This is a genomic window from Saccharopolyspora antibiotica (assembly GCF_047200635.1).
In the GTDB taxonomy this organism is placed as follows: domain Bacteria; phylum Actinomycetota; class Actinomycetes; order Mycobacteriales; family Pseudonocardiaceae; genus Saccharopolyspora_C.
This window is the reverse complement of sequence record NZ_JBJZOI010000006.1, coordinates 84,902-103,856: the sequence shown is the minus strand read 5'-3', so window position 1 is coordinate 103,856 and position 18,955 is coordinate 84,902. Positions and strand designations below refer to the sequence as shown.

General features: G+C 73.1%; 20 protein-coding genes. 14 read left to right on the top strand and 6 right to left on the bottom strand.

The genetic code is table 11. The annotated features are described in order from the left end of the window. Window positions 1-100: 100 nt before the first annotated feature. Window positions 101-1,378 (bottom strand): hypothetical protein, encoded by a 1,278-nt coding sequence (locus ACL03H_RS06165; RefSeq protein ID WP_412810112.1) that lies wholly within the window; start codon window positions 1,376-1,378, stop codon window positions 101-103. A gap of 428 nt (window positions 1,379-1,806) precedes the next feature. On the opposite strand from ACL03H_RS06165, the gene ACL03H_RS06160 reads away from it, so the two are divergent. Genes ACL03H_RS06160 through ACL03H_RS06100 form a run of 13 tightly spaced genes read left to right on the top strand, consistent with a single transcriptional unit; the run spans window position 1,807 to window position 14,379 of the window. Beyond that, window positions 1,807-3,327: a phage tail sheath family protein gene (locus ACL03H_RS06160; protein ID WP_412810111.1), complete on the top strand. Its 1,521-nt coding sequence runs from the start codon at window positions 1,807-1,809 to the stop codon at window positions 3,325-3,327. 26 nt (window positions 3,328-3,353) lie between these two features. Next, on the top strand, window positions 3,354-3,794 hold the full coding sequence (locus tag ACL03H_RS06155) for a phage tail protein (RefSeq protein ID WP_412810110.1): 441 nt from the start codon (window positions 3,354-3,356) through the stop codon (window positions 3,792-3,794). Further along, window positions 3,791-4,255: a hypothetical protein gene (locus ACL03H_RS06150; protein ID WP_412810109.1), complete on the top strand. Its 465-nt coding sequence runs from the start codon at window positions 3,791-3,793 to the stop codon at window positions 4,253-4,255. The genes ACL03H_RS06155 and ACL03H_RS06150 overlap by 4 nt, the downstream gene beginning before the upstream one ends. After that, complete coding sequence (locus ACL03H_RS06145; RefSeq protein ID WP_412810108.1) at window positions 4,252-4,410, top strand: DUF6760 family protein; 159 nt, start codon at window positions 4,252-4,254, stop codon at window positions 4,408-4,410. Before ACL03H_RS06150 ends, ACL03H_RS06145 begins: the two co-directional genes overlap by 4 nt. 4 nt (window positions 4,411-4,414) lie before the next feature. Next, window positions 4,415-7,156, top strand: a complete 2,742-nt coding sequence (locus tag ACL03H_RS06140; RefSeq protein WP_412810107.1) for a hypothetical protein — start codon at window positions 4,415-4,417, stop codon at window positions 7,154-7,156. Between the two features lie 16 nt (window positions 7,157-7,172). Further along, on the top strand, window positions 7,173-7,598 hold the full coding sequence (locus ACL03H_RS06135) for a phage tail protein (RefSeq protein WP_412810106.1): 426 nt from the start codon (window positions 7,173-7,175) through the stop codon (window positions 7,596-7,598). Between the two features lie 13 nt (window positions 7,599-7,611). Then, complete coding sequence (locus tag ACL03H_RS06130; RefSeq protein WP_412810105.1) at window positions 7,612-8,328, top strand: CIS tube protein; 717 nt, start codon at window positions 7,612-7,614, stop codon at window positions 8,326-8,328. Further along, complete coding sequence (locus ACL03H_RS06125; RefSeq protein ID WP_412810104.1) at window positions 8,328-10,148, top strand: VgrG-related protein; 1,821 nt, start codon at window positions 8,328-8,330, stop codon at window positions 10,146-10,148. The genes ACL03H_RS06130 and ACL03H_RS06125 overlap by 1 nt, the downstream gene beginning before the upstream one ends. 32 nt (window positions 10,149-10,180) lie before the next feature. Then, window positions 10,181-10,495 carry a PAAR domain-containing protein gene (locus ACL03H_RS06120; protein ID WP_412810103.1) on the top strand — a complete coding sequence of 105 codons (315 nt, stop codon included), beginning with the start codon at window positions 10,181-10,183 and terminating at the stop codon, window positions 10,493-10,495. Beyond that, a complete protein-coding gene (locus ACL03H_RS06115; protein ID WP_412810102.1) occupies window positions 10,492-10,914 on the top strand; it encodes a GPW/gp25 family protein in 423 nt (140 codons plus the stop codon). The genes ACL03H_RS06120 and ACL03H_RS06115 overlap by 4 nt, the downstream gene beginning before the upstream one ends. Further along, window positions 10,914-12,875 (top strand): putative baseplate assembly protein, encoded by a 1,962-nt coding sequence (locus tag ACL03H_RS06110; protein ID WP_412810101.1) that lies wholly within the window; start codon window positions 10,914-10,916, stop codon window positions 12,873-12,875. The genes ACL03H_RS06115 and ACL03H_RS06110 overlap by 1 nt, the downstream gene beginning before the upstream one ends. After that, on the top strand, window positions 12,872-13,438 hold the full coding sequence (locus ACL03H_RS06105) for a phage tail protein (protein WP_412810100.1): 567 nt from the start codon (window positions 12,872-12,874) through the stop codon (window positions 13,436-13,438). The genes ACL03H_RS06110 and ACL03H_RS06105 overlap by 4 nt, the downstream gene beginning before the upstream one ends. Further along, entirely contained in the window at window positions 13,438-14,379 is a 942-nt protein-coding gene (locus ACL03H_RS06100; protein ID WP_412810099.1) for a hypothetical protein, read from the top strand. Before ACL03H_RS06105 ends, ACL03H_RS06100 begins: the two co-directional genes overlap by 1 nt. A gap of 70 nt (window positions 14,380-14,449) precedes the next feature. Here ACL03H_RS06100 and tatC read toward each other — a convergent pair whose 3' ends face one another. The 5 genes from tatC to ACL03H_RS06075 all read right to left on the bottom strand — a co-directional run bounded on the left by tatC (window position 14,450) and on the right by ACL03H_RS06075 (window position 17,972). Further along, window positions 14,450-15,325 (bottom strand): twin-arginine translocase subunit TatC, encoded by an 876-nt coding sequence (gene tatC / locus ACL03H_RS06095; protein WP_412810098.1) that lies wholly within the window; start codon window positions 15,323-15,325, stop codon window positions 14,450-14,452. Between the two features lie 102 nt (window positions 15,326-15,427). Further along, the gene (gene tatA, locus ACL03H_RS06090) at window positions 15,428-15,697 is read right to left on the bottom strand and encodes a Sec-independent protein translocase subunit TatA (protein ID WP_412810097.1); all 270 of its coding nucleotides are present in this window, start codon (window positions 15,695-15,697) and stop codon (window positions 15,428-15,430) included. A 70-nt stretch (window positions 15,698-15,767) separates the two neighbouring features. Then, window positions 15,768-15,974 carry a bacteriophage holin gene (locus ACL03H_RS06085; RefSeq protein WP_412810096.1) on the bottom strand — a complete coding sequence of 69 codons (207 nt, stop codon included), beginning with the start codon at window positions 15,972-15,974 and terminating at the stop codon, window positions 15,768-15,770. 19 nt (window positions 15,975-15,993) lie between these two features. After that, entirely contained in the window at window positions 15,994-16,968 is a 975-nt protein-coding gene (locus ACL03H_RS06080) for a helix-turn-helix transcriptional regulator (protein ID WP_412810095.1), read from the bottom strand. Further along, complete coding sequence (locus ACL03H_RS06075; RefSeq protein WP_412810094.1) at window positions 16,965-17,972, bottom strand: helix-turn-helix transcriptional regulator; 1,008 nt, start codon at window positions 17,970-17,972, stop codon at window positions 16,965-16,967. Before ACL03H_RS06075 ends, ACL03H_RS06080 begins: the two co-directional genes overlap by 4 nt. Window positions 17,973-18,172: 200 nt before the next feature. Here ACL03H_RS06075 and ACL03H_RS06070 point away from each other — a divergent pair, with 200 nt between their 5' ends. Next, on the top strand, window positions 18,173-18,877 hold the full coding sequence (locus tag ACL03H_RS06070) for an SDR family oxidoreductase (RefSeq protein WP_412810093.1): 705 nt from the start codon (window positions 18,173-18,175) through the stop codon (window positions 18,875-18,877). The last annotated feature ends 78 nt before the right edge of the window (window positions 18,878-18,955 follow it).

Sequence of the window (18,955 nt, the reverse complement as noted above, 5' to 3'; positions counted from 1 at the left end):
CGGGTGCACCCGTCGTACCGGTCGCGCGGGCCCACCGGGAATGCCCGGAGGGGCACACCACCGGGCAATCCCGGGGCCGGTGCCGTCCCTCCACCGGGCATCACCCCCGGCGCTCGCGCCGCTGGCGCTCCGCCGCGCGGAGGGTGAACCCGTACAGCTCGGAGCGCTGATCGATCCCCCACAGGTGGAACCACACCAGCAGCTGGTTGAGCACGGTGTCGAACTCGACGAGAACGCCGCTGCGGGGAGCGGCGAGGTTCTCGTAGCGGAGCAGCGCGTCGTATGTCGGCTGGTCGATCTTCCCCGCCCGGAGGTAGTTCTGGGCGTACGTCTCGACCTTGCCGCCGGAGCCGCCGTAGGAGAGCTTCCACTTGATCGTCTCGACCCGCTGCGGATCCAGCCCCGGATGGGCGTCCACGAGCGCGTTCAGGCGATCGAGCACCTCCGAGCGCTGCCTGACCACGTCCCTGATCTCGTCATCTCCCAGGTTCCTGCGGAGCAGCAGCAGGACCGGGGTGTTCTCGTAGGCCTCTCCCGCGCTCACGTGGGTGAGCTCGTGGGCCAGGGAACCCAACCGCTCCGGAGTCCCCAACGGCTGGCCGGCCAGGTTCTTCAGGGTGTACTTGCGGCCTTCCGGATCGCTCGACAACGTCGTGCCCGGCGTACCGCTCCGGTAGTCGATGATCCCCCGGTTCGCGAGCAGCTCCCGCAGGATGTTCCGGGTGACGTCCGGCACCGCGTCGTCGGCGGCCATCTCGGCGAGCTTGTCCACGTCGCCCTCGCCGAGGCGGTGCTGCTGCGCCGCGTTCCCGGTGGTGATCATCTTCCCGGCGATCTGGGTGATCCAATCGAGCACGCCGACGCCGATGAGGCCGAGATCGTCGTCCTGCTCCGCCGAGGTGAGCGCCAGCACTTCGTCGTGCGCCCGCTGCAGGAGCCGAACCTGTTCCACCGCGTCGGGTCGCGCTTTCACCTCCAGGAGCCGTCGGTACACCGCTTCGTGGCGCCGCGCCATCCGGAGGAGCTTGCCCAGCTTGAGGGCGGGTTCCCGCCCCGCCTCGGAGCTGAGCTGTTCGACGGCCTCCCGGTGCTCCTTCGTCTTGGACCGCTCCAGGTAGGTCGTGATCGTTCGCTGGAGCAGCTCCAGCTTGGCGCTCCTGCCCTCGTAGTCCTCGACGCTCAGCGCGTGGTACTCGGCGAGCGCCTGCTGCACCGGGAGGATCTTCTTGCCCCTCCGGTGCTGCTGGATCTGGTCGTTGAACGCCGCGACGCTCATCATCCGGGCGACCGCGATCCCCGCACCGCTCCCGCGCTCCGCGCGGTGCTCCGGGCGGTCGAAGATCCGCGCCACGGCGTCGTTGCCCACGAGCCGCTGCAAGCGCAGCACCTCGGCGCCGGGGGCGGTGCCCGGCGAAGGCGCGCAGCGGGGCGCGGTGGCCCCTCGACCGGACCGCTCAGCGCCGCGTGGCCGGTCGTGGGAGTGATCGCGCATCGGCATGGCCGGGCTCCTCGCAGGATCGCTGACCTCATCCAACCGGGCCCCGTTCCCAGGACAAGGGTCGATCGGGCAACTCGGCGGGCACCGAGGTTTCCCCACCAGGTCGAGGACGGTGCGGGCCGGGACGGTCGCGGCCGAGGGGCGCGCCCGGTGCCGGTGCAGTCGGGCGCCCGGTGCCTGCCCGGGCAGTGCGGGGCTGCCCCGGAAGGCACCGGTGCTGCCCTCGGTGGAGGTCGGGTGGACCTGGTCGCGCGGTCGTGCGGTCGCGAGGCTCCTGAGTGCACGGACGCCGCAGCGAAGGAGCGAACATGCCGTCGTACCTCTCCCCTGGCGTGTACGTGGAGGAGGTCCAGAACGGGGCCAGGCCGATCGAAGGGGTGGGGACCGCGGTGGCCGCCTTCGTCGGCTTCGCGCCGCAGGGGCCCTTCCACCAGCCGACGCTGGTGACGAACTGGAACCAGTACGTGCGCCACTTCGGCGGGTTCGACGACGGCTACCTCGCGCACGCCGTCTACGGCTACTTCGCCAACGGCGGCGGATCCGCCTACGTGGTGCGGATCGGCGGGCCCTCCGAGGCCGCCGCGCCCGCCGTTCCCGCGCCGGCTCCGGTGGAACTCGGCGGGCTGCGGGTAGCAGCGCTGGGCGTCACGACCTCCGAGATCACCGTGGAGGTCGCCGACGCGGACGGGGAGAACCCGCCGGACGACCGGTTCAAGCTGGTGGTGCGGCAGGGCGGCAAAATCGCCGAGACCCACGACGTCTCCGCCCGCAAGAACGTCAAGAGCTACGTGGTCAACCAGGTCCGCGAGAACTCCAAGCTCATCGAGGTCACCGAGCAGTCCAGCGGCGCGCTCGCCCGCCCGGACAACCAGAGCGTCGCGGTCCCGGCCACGCCGCCGAGCGCGACGACCCCGGCGAAGGTGGACGCGCAGGAGTACGTCGGCGACCTGGCCGCCCGCACCGGGTTCGGCGGCCTGGAAGCCATCGACGAGATCACGATCGTCGCCGTGCCGGACCTGATGAGCGCGCACCAGCGCGGTCTGATCGACGCCGAGGGCGTGAAGACCGTGCAGCTGGCCGCGATCTCGCACTGCGAGCAGCTCGGCGACCGGGTGGCGCTGCTGGACGCGCCGCCGGGGCTGAACGCGCAGCAGGTGCGGACCTGGCGGATGGACGAGGCGGGGTACGACTCGCGCTACGCGACGCTGTACTACCCGTGGATCAAGGTGTTCGACCCGTCGTCGGGGCGCAACAAGCTGGTGCCCCCGAGCGGCCACGTCGCCGGGGTCTGGGCGCGCAACGACGCCGAGCGCGGCGTGCACAAGGCGCCCGCGAACGAGGTGATCCGCGGCGCGGTCGACCTGGAGACGACGCTGAGCAAGGGCGAGCAGGACCTGCTCAACCCGATCGGCGTGAACTGCGTGCGGGCGTTCGCCGGGCGCGGCATCCGGATCTGGGGCGCGCGCACGCTCTCCTCCGATCCGGCGTGGCGCTACCTGAACGTGCGCCGGCTGTTCAACTACCTGGAGGAGTCGATCCTGCTCGGCACCCAGTGGGTCGTGTTCGAGCCGAACGACGACCGGCTGTGGTCGAGCATCCGGCGCAACATCGGCGCCTTCCTCACCCAGACCTGGCGGGACGGCGCGCTGTTCGGCCGCACCCCGGCCGAGGCGTTCTACGTGAAGTGCGATCGGGAGAACAACCCGCAGGACTCGATCGACCTGGGGCAGGTCGTCTGCGAGATCGGGGTGGCACCGGTGAAACCGGCCGAGTTCGTCATCTTCCGGCTCTCCCAGTTCTCCGACAGCTCCAGCCTGCTCAGCGAGTGATCCCCTGACCGGAAGGCGTTGAAGTCATGGCAGAAGGCGACAGCCTCTCCGTCCACCGGTTCGGCGTGCAGCTGGGCGGTGTGACGGTCGAGTCCATCAAGGAGATCAGCGGTCTCGTGGTGGAGCAGGACGTGGTCGAGACCCAGCAGGTCACCGAGACCGGCAAGATGATGAACAAGAAGCAGCCCGGCGGGCACAAGGGCGGCGAGGTCACCATCACCCGCGGCATGGACAAGAGCTCCGAGTTCACCGAGTGGATCAAGAAGACGATCAACGATGGCGAGGTCGAGGACGCCCGGGAGAACCTCACCATCGAGGTGATGGAGCCCAACGGCTCCACGGTGCGGCGCATCCAGCTCTACGACGCCTGGATCAGCAAGTGGGAGGGCCCGGACCTCAACGCGGGCGAGTCCAACGCCGCCACCGAGAAGGCCACCGTCACCTTCGAGCGGATCGAGGTCGAATGAGGCGGCGGATCAACTCGCTCGGCGACCTCGACCAGCTCGGCAGGGGCCCGGGCGCGGCCGCGGACACCGCCGAGCGCCCGCCGCCGCAGGCGCAGCACGACGAGTTCGAGTTCGAGCTGCCGCGCGGCTACCGGCACACCGACGGCACGCTGCACCGGCACGGGCGGATGCGGCTGGCGACGGCCCGCGACGAGCTGCGCCCGCAGATCGACCTGCGCGTCAAGGAGAACCCGGCCTACCTGAGCGTGGTGCTGCTGAGCCAGGTGATCACCCAGCTCGGCGATCTCACCGACGTGCACTCGGGCCTCGTCGAGAACATGTACGCCACCGACATCGCGTTCCTGCAGGACTTCTACCGCCGCATCAACAGCGAGGGCCACACCCGCGCCGGGGTGACCTGCCCGTCCTGCCGGACGTCGTTCGAGATCGACCTGGCCGGTGATGGCCTGGGGGAATCGTGACGTACGCGGTCGACCGGCTGCACGAGGAGGTCGCGTACATCGCCTACCACTTCCACTGGACGCGCGCGGAGATCCTGGACCTGGACCACCTGGAGCGGCGGCGCTGGGTGCGGGAGATCGCGCGCATCAACACGCGGCTGAACGAGAGCAGGTGAGCAGGTGAGCCGCTGGAACCCGTTGCGCCGCCTGTTCGGGCGAGAAGCGCGGACGCGGGACGATCGGACCCCGGCCGCCCCGGAGGCCGCTGGGCAGTGGCGGCGCGGCGCTCCGCTGGAGCGCGTGCTTCGGGGCGAGCCCGCCGGAGTGATCCGGCCCGCGCGGTTCCGGTCGTCGGTGGCCTCGTTCCGGCAGCACGGGGTGCTGGCCGGAGGACTCGGGCACCGGCTCGCGGCGGAGGCGCCCGGCGGGGTGATGCACGGGCTCGTGCGCGGTCCGGGAGACCCGGTGCGGCGTGCGTCCCGCGCGAGTTCTCCCGTGGTGCGCCCGGATTCCTCCCCCGCCGCCGAGTTCGACCCGGTCTTCCTCGCTCCCCCGGCCGCGTCCGATTCCCCTCCTGCGGTCCCGGACGGCGCCGGGGCGCCGGTGCAGCGGGTCGCGGTGCGCCGGGTGGCGCCGCCGCTGACGCGCGCCCGGCCGGTCACGCGGTTCACCCCGCGCCGGCTGCCCTCGGTGCGGGCGGCCGACGGCCCGGTTTCCGCTGCCAGGTCACCGGTTCCCGGCTCCGGGGCGGCGAGCCCGGTCGCCCCGGCTCCGGGTTCCGCCGCACCCGCCGCGACGGGCGCTGAACCGGCCTCGGCCTCCGCTGCTCCGGGATCAGCTCCCGCCGCGCCAGATCAGGTCGCCGTGCAACGGCTTCCGGTCGCGGGTGCGGCACCACCCGGAGCGGGGGACGACGCGGAGCTGGTGGTGCGGCGGATGGGCACCGGTGACGACCGCACCCGGACGTCCCGGGAAGCGGACGCGGTGCCGCCCGCACCGGGTGCGCGGACCTCGGGCACCACCCGTCCCGCGCTCGGCGACGCGGACCGAGCGGGATCGCCGCAGCTCGGCCCGGGCCTGGGCGAGCCGGTGCAGCGGATGCCCACGGGCGCGGTGCCCCTGCACCAGGACGCCACCCCGGCTCCTGCGGGATCCCAGCGCCCGCTCGCGCGCTCGTCCGCTCCGCAACCCCCGCCGCAGCCGACCGAACCGGCGCGGGCGGCGGATCCGGGCCCGAGGCCGGTGCCCGGCCCGCCCCAGCAGAACACCACCGCACGGCGTCCTCGGCGAGACGGGTCCCCCGCCGAGGACGCCGAGGTCCAGCGCAGCGCGCCGAGCGCCGCGCGCGGCGGGCTCGGCGAGCCGATCGCCCGGTTGCCGGAATCGGCGACCCCGCTGAGCCCGGCCCCCCGGTCCGAGGATCCCGCGCCCCTGGCGCTCCCCGACACCCCGGAGCACCCGGCGCGGTCCGATCCGGCCCCGCTGCTCGGCGGAGCGCCGCGGGTGCAGCGGCTGCCGGGCGGGCCCGGGAGGACCTCGGCCGACGAGCCGGAACGGCGGTCCGCGCGGCCAGGGGCCGTGCCGATCGTCCGGCCCGCCGCGTCGTCGGAGGTGCCGACGGTGCACCGCCTCCCGCCGCCGGGCGCGCCCGCCCCCCGCCCGGGGCAGGGCCACGCGCCCCAGGGCACCCGGCACCCGGACGTTCCGGCGCCGAACACACCGGCACCGGACTCCCCGAACCCGGCACCGAGCGCTCCGGCCCCGGCACCCGAACGCGCGCGCGGCGGTGAAGCCGCAGCCGGGACCGCCGAGGCACCGGTGCTCGGCGCCGCGCCGATCCAGCGCACGACCGGCCGGGCCGAGCCCCGTTCAGCCCCGCCACCGGCCGCGCGCGACACCGAGGACTCCCCCGTCGTGCGCCGGTTTCCCGGCGAGGCCACCCCCGCCGCGGGCCCCGGGCACCCGGCCGCCGCACCGCGCGAACCCGCCCCGGTTCGGCGGGACGCCGCGCAGCGGCCGCCCGCCGGGAACCCGCCCGCGACCGCCGCGGCGGCCGATCCCGTCCGCCCGAACCCGCCGGCCCCCGAGCCCGCTGCCACCCCTCGGCTGACGGCATCACCGACGGCCGGGCCACCGCTGCCCACCGCCGGACCGGGCGCGGCGAACCCGGCACCGGAGCAGGTGCTCCAGCGCTCCGCGACGACTCCTCCCGCCGCCGAAGACCTGGGACCGAGCACCGCACCCGCCGGGCGGCGGCCCGCGCCACCGCCGGTGCAGCGCGCCCTGCCGCTGCTCGGGGCGCGACCGCTGACCACCCGGACCCGCCTCGCCGGGCAGTCCCCGCACCATGCCTCCCCACCACCCGCGCGGGTGGCGCCGCTGCGCTGGTCGCGCCGCGAACCCGCCACGGCCGACCCCCCGGGTCCGCACCCGGTGCGGCGCGCGATCTCGCCCGCACGAGCGGAACTCCCGCCCGCGACCGGACCCGGTGCCGCCGCGGCCGCGCCGACTCCGGCGGCCCCGGCAGCTCCAGCGACTCCGGCTACAGCGGCTCCGGCGACTTCAGCGACTCCGGCCCCGGCGACTCCAGCGGCTCCGGCGGACCGCCCGCCGCTCGCCTCGCGCGCGCCCGCGTCCCGGATCCAGCGCAGCAGCACCGCGCCACCCGCACCTCCCACCCCGCCCCAGGACGAGCAACCCGAGGCGCAGGTCCCCGGCGTCCCCGCCGGAATCCCGGTCACCGTCGTCCCGAAGCAGCACCGGGAACCCGAACCCGGGCAGGAACCCGGCGCCTCCGGCGGCGGAGACACCGACGTCGACGAGCTCGCCCGGCGGCTCGTCGAACCCGTCGGGCGCCTGCTGCGCACCGAGCTGCGCCACGGCCGCGAGCGCTTCGGCCGCACCTACGACCGCAGGCGCTGACGAGGAGGACGGAACGGTGAGCAGTGAGATCTTCGCCAGCAGCGTGTTCTTCCGGCTGGCCATCGGCGGCAACGACCTCGGCCGCTTCCACACCTGCTCCGGGCTCGGCGCGCAGGTCGAGGTCGAGCAGTTCGCCGAGGGCGGCAACAACTCCTTCTCCTGGCAGCTGCCCACCCGCATCACCTGGACCAACATCACGCTCACCCGGCCCGTCACCTCGGACACCACCAAGATCTCCAAGTGGTTGTCGGAGACGATGCGCCGCGCCGAGCGCAAGAACGGCGAGATCGTCGCGCTCAGACCGAACCTGACGCCCATCGCCCGCTGGCAGGTCATCGGCATCGTGCCGGTCAGCTGGCAGGGCCCCTCCTTCGACCCGTCCAGCTCTCAGGCCGCCGTCGAAACCCTGGAAATCGCCCACGAAGGCCTGCAACCGTCCTGAGAGGAGGCACCGGATGGCCGCCAGCGCCAAGAACCTCGCTCGCGCCGAGATCCTCATCATGGAGCCGCCCGCCAAGGTCGGCGCGAAACCCGGCGAGACGATCAAGCGCGTCAAGCTCCAGTTCAACCCCAACAAGCTCGCGCTGACCAAGAGCACCGAGTGGCGCCGCAAACCCGCCCGGATGGCCAGCGAGTCCGCGCTGCCCGAGTTCGTCGGCAGCGGGCCGCGCTCGCTGCGGCTGGAGGTGTTCCTCGACGCCACCGCCGAGCACGACGACTCGGTGGAGAAGAAGGTCGAAGACCTCATGGTGGCCTGCGTGCCCACCCCCAAGAGCCTCGCCGCGAAGACCCCGGCGAGCCCGTGGGTCCGGTTCGAGTGGGGGACCGCCCGCACCACCTCCTTCGACGGGGTGCTCAACAGCTTCTCGGTGGACTACTCGCTGTTCGACGTCGACGGCAAACCGCTGCGCGCCACCTGTTCGCTGGGCATCGAGGAAGCCAGCATCGACACGCCCGGTCAGAACCCCAGCTCCGGCTCCGACACCGCGCGCCGCACCCACCGCGTCGTGGCCGGGGACAGCCTCGCCCAGATCGCCTGGCGGGAGTACGGGGACGCGACCGCGTGGCGGATCGTGGCCGCGGCCAACGGGATCGACGATCCGATGGTCCTGGTTCCGGGGCGGGAGCTGCTCGTCCCGTCCCTCGACGAGTCCGAAGGGGACGATGCGTGATGGGGTCGGCAGCGGAGCAGGACGGGAGGTCCTTCGCGGCCGATCCGATCGTCAGGTGCCCCGGCGCGCTGCCGCCGGCGTGGCAGGAGCAGCTCGTGTCCTGCGTCGTCGACGAGAACGTCGGGCTGCCCGACGCGGCCACGGTGACCTTCCGCGACCCGAACCACGAACTGCTCACCGCCACCAGCATCAACATCGGGGTGTCGCTGACGGTCTCGATCGCCACGGCGGGCGGCGGGGCCCCGGTGAAGCTGTTCGCCGGGGAGGTCACCGCCCTGGAGCTCGACTCCGACAGCACCGGCTCGTTCACCGTGGTGCGCGCCATGAGCAAGGCGCACCGGCTGCTGCGCGGGCGGAAGGTCGTGGCGTTCAAGAACATGACCGCCAAGGCCATCGTGCACAAGGTCGCCACCGGTGCCGGGCTCCGGCCCGGGACGGTGCGGGCCAAGCCGATCACCTACACCCAGCTGTCCCAGGCCAACATCTCCGACTGGGACTTCCTGCAGAACCTCGCCCAGGAGCACGGCGCGACCGTGCGCGTCGACGAGCGCGGCAGGCTCGACTTCCTGCCGCTCGCCCCCGCCTCCTCGGCCCCCGCGCCCAGCACCTCGGCGGCCAAGAGCCCGTTCGTCCTGGAGTACGGCCGCAACCTGATGGCGCTGCGCGCGGTGCTCACCTCCACCGACCAGGTCAGCGAGATCGAGGTGCGCGGCTGGAACGTGGACGCCAAGAAGGCGCTGGTCGCCACGAGATCGGTCACCACCAGCACGACCACCGTCCCCGGGATCACGCCCGCGGAGGCGACCGCCCGGTTCGGCGCGAAGAGCAGCACCGTCGTCACCGACACGCCTTACCGCACCCAGGCGGAGGCCAAGGCGGTCGCGGACTCGCTGGCCGACGCCACCAGCGCCGGGCTCGGCGAGATCGAGGCCGTCGCCGAGGGCGACCCGAAGCTGCGGGCGGGAGTGCCGGTCGCGCTCGGCAACGCGGGCGAGAAGTTCTCCGGCCGCTACACCGCCACCGCCGTGCACCACGTGATCGAACCCGGCCAGGGCTACCGCACGACGGTGCTGGTCAGCACCAGCCCGGACCGGTCGCTCGCCGGGCTGGCCACCGGCGCCAACGCTCCCGACCGGGGACCGCGCATCCCCGGCGTGGCCAACGCGATCGTCTCCGACGTCAAGGAACCCGCCCAGGGCGAGCGCGGCTGGGTGAAGCTGACCTTCCCGTGGCTGGACGCCAAGTACGTCTCCGACTGGGCGCGCAGCGTGCAGCTCGGCGGGCAGGGCGGGGGCGTGATCAGCCCGGACGTGGGTGACGAGGTGCTCGTCGGGTTCGAGCAGGGCTGCCTGGACCGGCCCTACGTGCTCGGCGGGCTCTACAACGGCAAGGACAAGCCCTCCGAGCACGGGACGCCCCTGCTGGAGGGCGGCAAGGTCGCCCGCCGGTCCCTGGTCTCGCGCCAGGGGCACCGGCTCGAACTGCTCGACGGGCGGGCGGGGCCGCCGGGAGTGCGCATCGCCAGCGGTGACGACCGCCTGGAGATCCGGCTCGACGAGAAGGGCAGCACGATCGAGATCGCGGTCCGGCGCCCCGGCGGCAGCGGCTCGCTCAGCTCCCTCACCTTGGACGAGAAGGGCATCACCCTCGACGCGGGCACGGGCGGGATCACGCTCAAGGGCCGCCACGTCGACGTCGACGCCACCGCCGACGTCCGGATCAGCGCCACGAACAGCGTCGTGGTGAAGGGCGGGCTGTCCGCCGACATCAGCGGCGGCACCACCGCCGCCCTGCACGCGCCGACAGTGTTGATCAACTGACCGGGCACCCACCCAGCACGAGGAGTTCCGCGATGCCCCCAGCAGCCAGGGTCGGCGATCCGACCAACCACGGCGGCACGGTCGGCCCCCCGCCGGGGCCCGCGGCGGCCAAGGTCGCCACCGTCCTCATCGGCGGCAAACCCGCCGCCGTCACCGGCGGCGTGGTCGTCTGCCCCAAATTCCCCGACACGCTGCTGGGCCCCGGGAACGTCCTCGTGCCCAGCCCGCCGCGAGGCGGCGTCGTGCTGATCGGCGGACTGCCCGCCGCGAAGATGAACGACAAGAGCAGCTGCGGCTCGCAGGTCCAGATCGGCGCCTTCAACGTCCTGATCGGAGGACCGGTGTGAGCGAGCGCTTCATCGGCCGCGGCTGGGGTTTCCCGCTGCGGGTCACCGCCACCGGCGGCATCGGGCTAGTCGAACGCGAGCAGGAGGTCGAGGAAGCCATCCGGCTCGTGCTCGGCACCGCGCCCGGGGAACGGCCGATGCGACCCGAATTCGGCTGCGGCGTGCACGACCACGTCTTCGCCCCCACCGACGGCGCCACCGCCGGGCGGATCGCCTTCGAGGTGCGCAGCGCCCTGCAGCGCTGGGAACCGCGCATCGAGGTCACCGACGTCGTGATCGCGCTCGACCCCGAGGAGGAGGGCGTGCTCTACATCGACGTGCGGTACGCGCTGCGCTCCACCAACGACCGGCGCAACCTCGTGTTCCCCTTCTACACCATCCCCGGCGGCGGCGAGCCCGAGGCGGGAGGGGCGGCCTGATGGCGATCCCCAGCCCCAACCTCGACGACCGGCGCTTCCAGCAGCTCGTCGACGAGGCCAAGCGCCACGTCCAGCAGCGCGCCCCGGAATGGACCGACCACAACGTCTCCGACCCGGGCGTCACCCTGATCGAGACCTTCGCGCACATGGTCGACCAGCTGATCTACCGGCTCAACCGCGTTCCGGAGAAGAACCACCTGGCCTTCCTCGACCTGATGGGCGTGCGGCTGTTCCCGCCCACCGCGGCCCGCGCCGACGTCACCTTCTGGCTCTCCGCGCCCCAGCCCGACACCGTCCCGCTGCCGCGCGGCACCGAGGTGGCCACCGCGCACACCGAGGACGACCAGGAGGTCGTGTTCGCCACCGAGGACGCGCTGCCCATCGTGCCGTGCGCGCTGCGCACCCTCGTCACGATCTCCGCCGCGGGCGGCATCGAGGACCGCACCGGCGACCTCGACACCGGCAAGGACGTGCCCTGCTTCCAGGCGGAACCCGCCGTCGGGGACGCCATGCTGTTCGGGCTCGACCGCCCCGTGCCGCGCTGCGTCGTCTCCGTGCGGCTGGACAGCCAGGTCGAGGGCATCGGCGTCGACCCCCGTCAGCCGCCGCTGGTCTGGGAGGCCTGGGACGGAACCGGCTGGGCCGAGTGCCCCGCGTTCGAGGACACCACCGGCGGGCTCAACCGCCCCGGCGAGGTGCTGCTGCAGATCGGCCCCGGCCACCAGCTCTCCGCCGTCGCCGGGGTGCGCGCCGGGTGGCTGCGCTGCCGCGTCGTCGCCCCGGCCGAAGGACAGCCGTTCTACTCCGAATCGCCCACCGTGCGCGTCGCCGAGGTCGCCACCGTCGGCGGCACCACCGCGGTGGAGCACGCCGAGACCCACACCGAGGTGCCGCTCGGCGAATCCGCCGGAATCCCGGGACAGCGCTTCACCGCCGAGCCGGCCCCGGTGCTGCTCGACGGCGAACCGGTCGTCGTGCAGGTCGCCGCCCCGGATGGCTGGCAGGACTGGACAGTCGTGGAGCACTTCGGCCGCTCCGGGCCCGCCGACCGGCACGTCACCCTCGACGCCACCACCGGGGAGTTCTCCTTCCCGCCCGCGGTGCGCCTGCCCGACGGCTCGCTGCGCTCCTACGGCGCCGTCCCGCCCAAGGGCGCGCGGCTGCGGATCCCCCGCTACCGCACCGGCGGCGGACGGGCCGGCAACGTGGCGCGCGGCGCGATCTCCGTGCTCCGCAGCTCCGTGCCCTACGTCTCCGAGGTCGAGAACCGGGAGGCCGCCATCGGCGGCGTCGACGGCGAGACCGTCGCCGAGGCCAAGGTGCGCGCCCCCCACCAGCTCCAGCTCCAGGAACGCGCCGTGACCGCCGCCGACCACGAGCGGATCGCCCGGCTGGCCGCACCCGCCGCCGTCCGCATCCGCTGCCTGCCGCTCGGCGAGCAGGAACCCGGCGGCGCCCGGGTGCTCGTGGTGCCCGACGCCGTCGCCGACTCCGGTGACCGCATCCGCTTCGAGCAGCTCATCCCCTCCGAGCAGCTGCTCGCCACCATCGCCGCCCGCCTCGACGAACGCCGCCTGCTGGGCACCCGGCTGGTCGTGGAGCCGCCCTTCTACCAGGGGATCACGGTGGTGGCGCGGCTGCGCTCCACCGGGCCCGAGGTCGGGCGCCTCGACCAGGACGCGCTCGACGCGCTCTACCGCTACCTCAACCCGCTGCGCGGCGGAGCCGACGGGACCGGCTGGCCCTTCGGGCATCCCGTGCAGTCCGGGGAGATCTTCGCGGTGCTGCAACGCGTCGCGGGCATCGGGCTCGTCGAGCAGGTGCGGCTGTTCCCGGCCGATCCGATCACCGGCCGCCGCGGCGGGCCGGCCGACCGCGTCGACCTGGCGCGCCACGCGCTCGTCTTCTCCCACCAGCACCAGGTCGTCGTCGTGCCGCCCGACGCTGCGGAGCAGCGATGACCAGGCGCGGCGTGCCCGGACTGCCCAGCAGGTACCCCCTCGGGGAGCAGCTTCCGGCGATGTACGCGGGCGACGACCTCGCGCAGCGGTTCACCGCCGGGCTCGACTCGGTGCTCGCGCCGATCGTGTCCACATTGGACAACATCGCCTGCTACTTCGACGCGCGGCTCGCGCCCGAGGACTTCCTGACCTGGCTGGCCACCTGGGTCGCCGTGGAACTGGATCCGGACTGGCCACCGGAGCTGCGCCGGGCCGTGGTCTCCCGCGCGGTGGAGCTGCACCGCTGGAAGGGCACCTCCCGCGGCCTCGTCGACCGGCTCTGGCTCTGCCTGGGCGTGCACGCCCGCGTCCTCGACGGGCCCGGCACCACCTGGTCCACCCGGCCCGGCAACCCGCTGCCCGGATCACCGGTCACCACCGCCGTCGTGCAGGTCTGGCCCGGCCGCTCTCCCGTCGATCGCGCCCGGGTCACCGCGCTCGTCGACTCGGTCCGGCCGGTGCACCTGGACTGCACCGTCGAAGCACTGCCCGGACCACCACCGCGCGAACGGGGGCCACGCTGATGCGACCGTGTCCGATCTGCGGCGCGAACACCGCCGAGACGGACGACTTCTGCGGCAACTGCGGCAGCTACCTCGGCTGGGAACGCCCCGCCGCCGAGGAGCACCCGCCCGGTCCCGCCGCGGAGCCGTCCGCGCCCTCCGAAGCCACCGCGCGGATCGAGCGGGCCGAACAACCCGCCGCCGTGCAACCGGCGAAACCCGTGGCGCCCCGGCCCGAGACGCACACCGTGCAGCCAACGCCCACCAGCGAGGGACCGCCCTGCCCGTCGTGCGGAACCCCGAACCCGCCGGAGCGGAACTTCTGCGTGCGCTGCGCGACCCCGCTCCGCACCTCCCCGGAGCGGGCGGAACTCCCGTGGTGGCGGCGAGCCCGCAAGCCCCGCGACGACCACCGGCTCCGCTGGCTCTGGCGGCGGTTGGCGATCCTCTGCCTGCTGCTCGCCCTCGTCGCCGGGGCCTTCCTGCTCTACCCGTTCGGGCAGTGGGCCGTGCAGGACGTCCTGGACAAGATCTCCAACGCGGACCAGGTCACGCCGGTGAAGACCAGCTCCAGCACGGAGCTGCCCGGTCATCCCGACGACGCCGCGACCGACCTCATCACGAACTCCTACTGGGGGACGCCCGGCCCCGGCGAGTGGATCGAGTTCGAGTTCGAGGAGCCGATCCGGCTGGTGGAGGCGATCTTCCGCGTCGGCCCCTCCGAAGACCCCGTGAAGTTCCGCGACGAGGCGCACCCCTCGCTCGTCGAGATCACCACGACCGACGCCGAGGGCCGCACCCACCAGCAGCGGCACCAGCTCGGCGGCACCCCCGAACCGCAGCACGTCGTGATCGCCCGCAGCGCGGTGACCAAGGTCCGCGTCCTGGTGCTCGAGGCCGGCGGGCTCACCGCCGGAAAGCACGTCGCGCTCGGCGACGTCGAGTTCTTCCGGCGCGCCTGACCCGGCGACGACATCGGCACGCCGTCCGGGGACGGCGTGCCGACTGGGAGGAGGAGGTCCGGTGCCGGGACTAGGTCGCGTCGTCGTGGCCGCCGACCGGCGCCCGCGACGGCGTCGTGTCCAGATCGGAAGGCTGGTGGTCGATCTTCGAGGCCTCGTCGAGACCGACGTCGTCGAGTCCCTGCGCGGCCCGCTTGCGGGCCTTCGAGCGGTCCTGCGCCCGGCAGATCACCATCGCGATCACGAACAGCACCACCAGGCACGCCGCCAGCGCCAGCATCGAGAACGGGTCCTGCCCGGGAGTGGCGACCGCCGCCAGCACGAACAGGCCGAACACGATGCCGCGCCACCAGCTCTTCAGCTTCGCGTAGCTGACCACCCCGGCGCGGTTCAACATCACCAGGATCAGCGGCATCTCGAAGCTGATGCCGAACATCAGCAGCATCAGCAGCACGAAGTTGATGTACTCGCCACCGGTCAGCGCGGTGAAGAACGCGCCACCGCCGAAGCTGGTCATGAAGGCCAGGCCCTCGGGGACCACGAAGTAGGCGAGGACCGCACCGGCGACGAACAGCAGGCTCGCCACGCTGACGAAGGTGCGGGCGAACTTGCGCTCGTTGGCGTGCAGGCCGGGCGTGATGAACGCCCACAACTGGTACAGCCACAGCGGGCTGAACAACACCGAGCCCACGGCGATGCCGACCTTCAGCTGCAGCATGAAGACCTCGAACGCCTTCGTCTGCAACAGCTGGCACTCGCCGTTCGGGCTGAACCGCACGTTCGCGGGGAGCTGGCAGTACGGGTGGATCAGGATGTCGCTCAGCTTCGGCAACCCGAAAACGTGGTTCGAGAACCAGACGAAACCGAAGATCGCACCGATCAGGATGCCGAACGACGCCCAGCCCAGCCGATATCTCAATTCGTAGAGATGATCGACCAAGGTCATGGTGCCATCGGGGTTGTGCCGACGACCCCAGCGGCGACGATCAGAGCGCCACGGGTTCAGACGGTGCAACGGGTTGGAACTCACCGTGCGTTCCGTCCCCGATCAGTTCTTGGATTCTTTGCGCTGAACCTCGTCCGCGGAGGTCGAGGTCACCGGGGCGCTGGGCTCACCAGTGGTCAGCTGCTGCTGCTCCGCGCTCTCCTTCTCCCGCTTGGCAGCCGCGTCGTCCTCCTTCATCCCACGAGCCTCGGCCTTGAAGACCCGCGCGGACTGACCGAGAGAACGCGCCATCTGCGGGAGCTTGCTGGCACCGAACAGCAACACCAGCACGCCGACGATGAGAACGAGCTCCCACCCACCTGGCAGACCCATCAGTGCACACCTTTCTCGGGGATTCCTGCGACCGCAATCGTACGCGGGCAGGTCGTGGTCTCATAGGCCGTCACGTGGCGTCATTACGACGCTCCGCGAGCGCCACCCGAAGTCCCGCGACTCGTGCTCTCAGCAAACCGGACCGGTTCGCCACCTGCGAGGTGACCTCGCGCTGGAGCGCGCGCGTCCTGCGCAACGCCAGGAAGAACCGGATCACGAGGACGAGCAGGAGCAGGACTCCCGCCCCGAACAGCACAAGGCTCCACACGTACGGCACGCCCAGCACCGTAGCGCGCTCAGCCCGCGGGCAGGCGACCCGCCCGCGCCACGGCCTCCTCGGCACGCCGCCGCACGTCCTCGGCGAGCTCCCGCGGCCGCACGATCCACCCCTGCCCGCCCAGGCCCAGCACCAGGCGCACGATCCACGAGCGGTCCGAGTACCGGATCCGCACCCGGACCCGCCCCTGCCCGAGCTCGGTGAGCTCGTCGACCGGGTAGTACTCGCTGACCCAGCGAGCATCCGGATCGAGCTCCAGCACCGCGCTCGGCTGGTCCGGCATCGGACGGAACAGGCCCGCCGAGAAGTCCGTCGGCTCCGCCTCCCTCGGTGGCGCCGCCGGCTCGTCGAGCACCTCGGCCAGGTCGATGCGGTCCAGCCGGAACCGGCGCACCGCGCCCGCCGAACGGCACCAGGCCTCCAGGTAGCTGCGGCCGTCCACCATCACCAGCCGCATCGGGTCCACGGTCCGCTCGCTGACCTCGTCGCGCGAGGCCGTGTAGTAGCGCATCCACAACGCCCGGTGCTCGGTGGCCGCCCGCTGCACCGCCGCTCGCACACCGGGCGCGATGGGCCCCTCCCGCCCGGCCAGGCCGACCACGACACCGGTCGGCTCCGCCTGCCCCACGGCCTCCTCGACCTTCGACAACGCCCGCTGCACCGCCTCGGTGTCGGCGATGCCCGGTGCGTCGGCGAGCGCCCGCAGCGCCACCAGCAGCGACGTCGCCTCCGACGCGGTCATCCGCAGCGGGCGGCGCATCCCCGCGTCGTAGGTCACCGTGATCGCCTCGCCCTCGAAGGACAGGTCGATCAGGTCTCCCGGCCCGTAGCCCGGGAGCCCGCACATCCACAGCAGCTCCAGGTCCCGCCGCAGCTGCTGCTCGCCGACGCCGAAGTCGGCCGCCGCGTCCGCGACCGGGATCCCCGGCCTGCTCAGCAGGTACGGCACCAAGGCCAGCAGCCGCGGCAACCGCTGGGTCGCTCCCACCGTCATCCGAGCACCTCCCCGGGCTCCGCCCTCGGCCCCAGCGCGGCGGCCGCTGCCCCCAGGTGCGCCTCGTACACCGACTTGCGCAGCACGTCAGGTTCCAGCACCACCACGTCCGGGCCGTAACCCGCGATCCAGGACGCCGCCGAGTCCGGGTACATCAGGTCGAGTTCCAGCACCTCGCCGTCCACGCCGTCCAGCCGCATCCGGTCGACCACCTCCGCGCGCCGCCGCAGTCCCTGCGCCCGCCCGCGCGCGACCCACAGCCGCGCCGGCGTGCGCGGCGGGGAGTCCCGCTGCTCACCGGCCACCAGCGTCAGCAGGTCCACCTCCGGCGGCCTGCGCACCACCCCGGCACTGCCCTGGGCCTTCGGCTCCCCGACCACCCGGGAGAGCCGGAAGCAGCGCGGAGCCCCGCGGTCCCGGTCGTGCCCCACCAGGTACCAGCGGCCGCGCCACGCGACCACGCCCCACGGCTCCACGGTGCGCCGCTGCGACTGCGCCGCGCTCGGCCGCCGGTAGTCGAACGTCACGACCCGGCCGGCCTGCACCGCCCCGAGCAGCGCCGGGAACGCGGGCTCGCTGGTGCGCACCTTCGGTTCGATCGCCCCGGCCGCCCGGTCGTCCACGTCCACCCCGGCCGCTCGCAGCTTCAGCAGCGCGCCCCGGGCCGCACCGGTGAGCTCCGGGGAGTCCCACAGCCGCAGGGCCAGCGCCACGGCCGCCGCCTCGTCCGGTTCGAGCCCGATGTCACCGAGCTCGTAGTCCCGCCGGGCGATCCGGTACCCGTCGACGGAGTCGAAGGCGGAGTTCCGCCCGGTCTCCAGGGGCACCCCCAGGTCCCGCAGCTCGGACTTGTCCCGCTCGAAGGTCCGGAAGAACGCCTCGTCATTGGGCGCGTCGGTGTACCCCGGGACGATTCCCCTGATTCGCTCCGCCGTCAGGTACTGGCGCGTCGAGAGCAGGCACAGCACCAGGTTCACCAAGCGTTCAGCACGCGCAGTGGCCACTTTTGAACTCTAGCTCCATCACAGTTGATCAGGTCTTTCGGGCACGGGACGTCTCGGTGGTCCGCGCCCGCGCGCGGTGCGGCCGCGTGGCCGCACCGCCCGGCCCCGCTCCGCCGCGGTGACGTTGATTTCACTCGTCACTGACACCCTCGCCATCACGAAGTAGTTCCACGCTCCCCGCTCGCTCGTAGACTGCGGGCATGGCAGCTCCGGTACTGCTCATCACCGGCGCGTCCCGCGGGATCGGCGCGGCGACCGCGCGGGCTGCCGCCCGCGCCGGCTACCGGCTCGCCCTGGTCGCCCGGTCCGCCGAGTCGTTGCTCCCGCTCGAACAGGAGCTCGGCATCGGCACCGCGCTCGCCCTTCCCTGCGACATCACCGAGTGGTCGCAGATCAGCTCGGCCGTGGACAGCGTCGAAGCCCACTTCGGCCGGCTCGACGCCGTCCTCGCCAACGCCGGGCTGAGCACCGCCACCTCGTTCCTCGGCTCCGGTGGCGCCGCCCCCGAGGAGTGGCGCGACATGGTGCTGACCAACGTGCACGGGACGGCGCTCACCGCCCGGGCGGCGCTGCCCGCGCTCGTGCGGCACCGGGGACACCTGCTGTTGACCGGATCAGCGGCGGGCCGCGGCATCCGGCCGGGCAACCTCTACTCCGCGACCAAGTGGGCAGTGACCGGCATGGCGCAGAACATCCGCGCCGAGTGCGTCGGCACCGGAGTCCGCGTCACGCTGCTGCAACCCGGCCTGGTGGAGACCGGGATGAACACCCCGGAGCAGGCCGAGCGCCCCAAGCTGCGCGCCGAGGACGTCGCGGAGGCCGCGCTCTACGCGCTGACCCAACCCGAGTCGGTCGACGTCAACGAGCTGATCATCCGCCCCACCGGCCAGCACCCGCTGCGCTGACCGCGCCGCCCGCCGACCGGCCCGCCGACCCGACTCCACGTCGCACCAGCGGCGCTTTCGCCGACCGGTACCGCCTCG

What these genes read in the sequence shown, in the direction of transcription:
- ACL03H_RS06160 (WP_412810111.1), top strand. Translation starts at nt 1,807, where the DNA reads ATGCCGTCGTACCTCTCCCCTGGCGTGTACGTGGAGGAGGTCCAGAAC.
- ACL03H_RS06080 (WP_412810095.1), bottom strand. Translation starts at nt 16,968, where the DNA reads ATGACGGTGGGAGCGACCCAGCGGTTGCCGCGGCTGCTGGCCTTGGTG.
- ACL03H_RS06100 (WP_412810099.1), top strand. Translation starts at nt 13,438, where the DNA reads ATGCGACCGTGTCCGATCTGCGGCGCGAACACCGCCGAGACGGACGAC.
- ACL03H_RS06130 (WP_412810105.1), top strand. Translation starts at nt 7,612, where the DNA reads ATGGCCGCCAGCGCCAAGAACCTCGCTCGCGCCGAGATCCTCATCATG.
- tatA (WP_412810097.1), bottom strand. Translation starts at nt 15,697, where the DNA reads ATGGGTCTGCCAGGTGGGTGGGAGCTCGTTCTCATCGTCGGCGTGCTG.
- ACL03H_RS06070 (WP_412810093.1), top strand. Translation starts at nt 18,173, where the DNA reads ATGGCAGCTCCGGTACTGCTCATCACCGGCGCGTCCCGCGGGATCGGC.
- ACL03H_RS06105 (WP_412810100.1), top strand. Translation starts at nt 12,872, where the DNA reads ATGACCAGGCGCGGCGTGCCCGGACTGCCCAGCAGGTACCCCCTCGGG.
- ACL03H_RS06125 (WP_412810104.1), top strand. Translation starts at nt 8,328, where the DNA reads ATGGGGTCGGCAGCGGAGCAGGACGGGAGGTCCTTCGCGGCCGATCCG.
- ACL03H_RS06150 (WP_412810109.1), top strand. Translation starts at nt 3,791, where the DNA reads ATGAGGCGGCGGATCAACTCGCTCGGCGACCTCGACCAGCTCGGCAGG.
- ACL03H_RS06120 (WP_412810103.1), top strand. Translation starts at nt 10,181, where the DNA reads ATGCCCCCAGCAGCCAGGGTCGGCGATCCGACCAACCACGGCGGCACG.
- ACL03H_RS06155 (WP_412810110.1), top strand. Translation starts at nt 3,354, where the DNA reads ATGGCAGAAGGCGACAGCCTCTCCGTCCACCGGTTCGGCGTGCAGCTG.
- tatC (WP_412810098.1), bottom strand. Translation starts at nt 15,325, where the DNA reads ATGACCTTGGTCGATCATCTCTACGAATTGAGATATCGGCTGGGCTGG.
- ACL03H_RS06110 (WP_412810101.1), top strand. Translation starts at nt 10,914, where the DNA reads ATGGCGATCCCCAGCCCCAACCTCGACGACCGGCGCTTCCAGCAGCTC.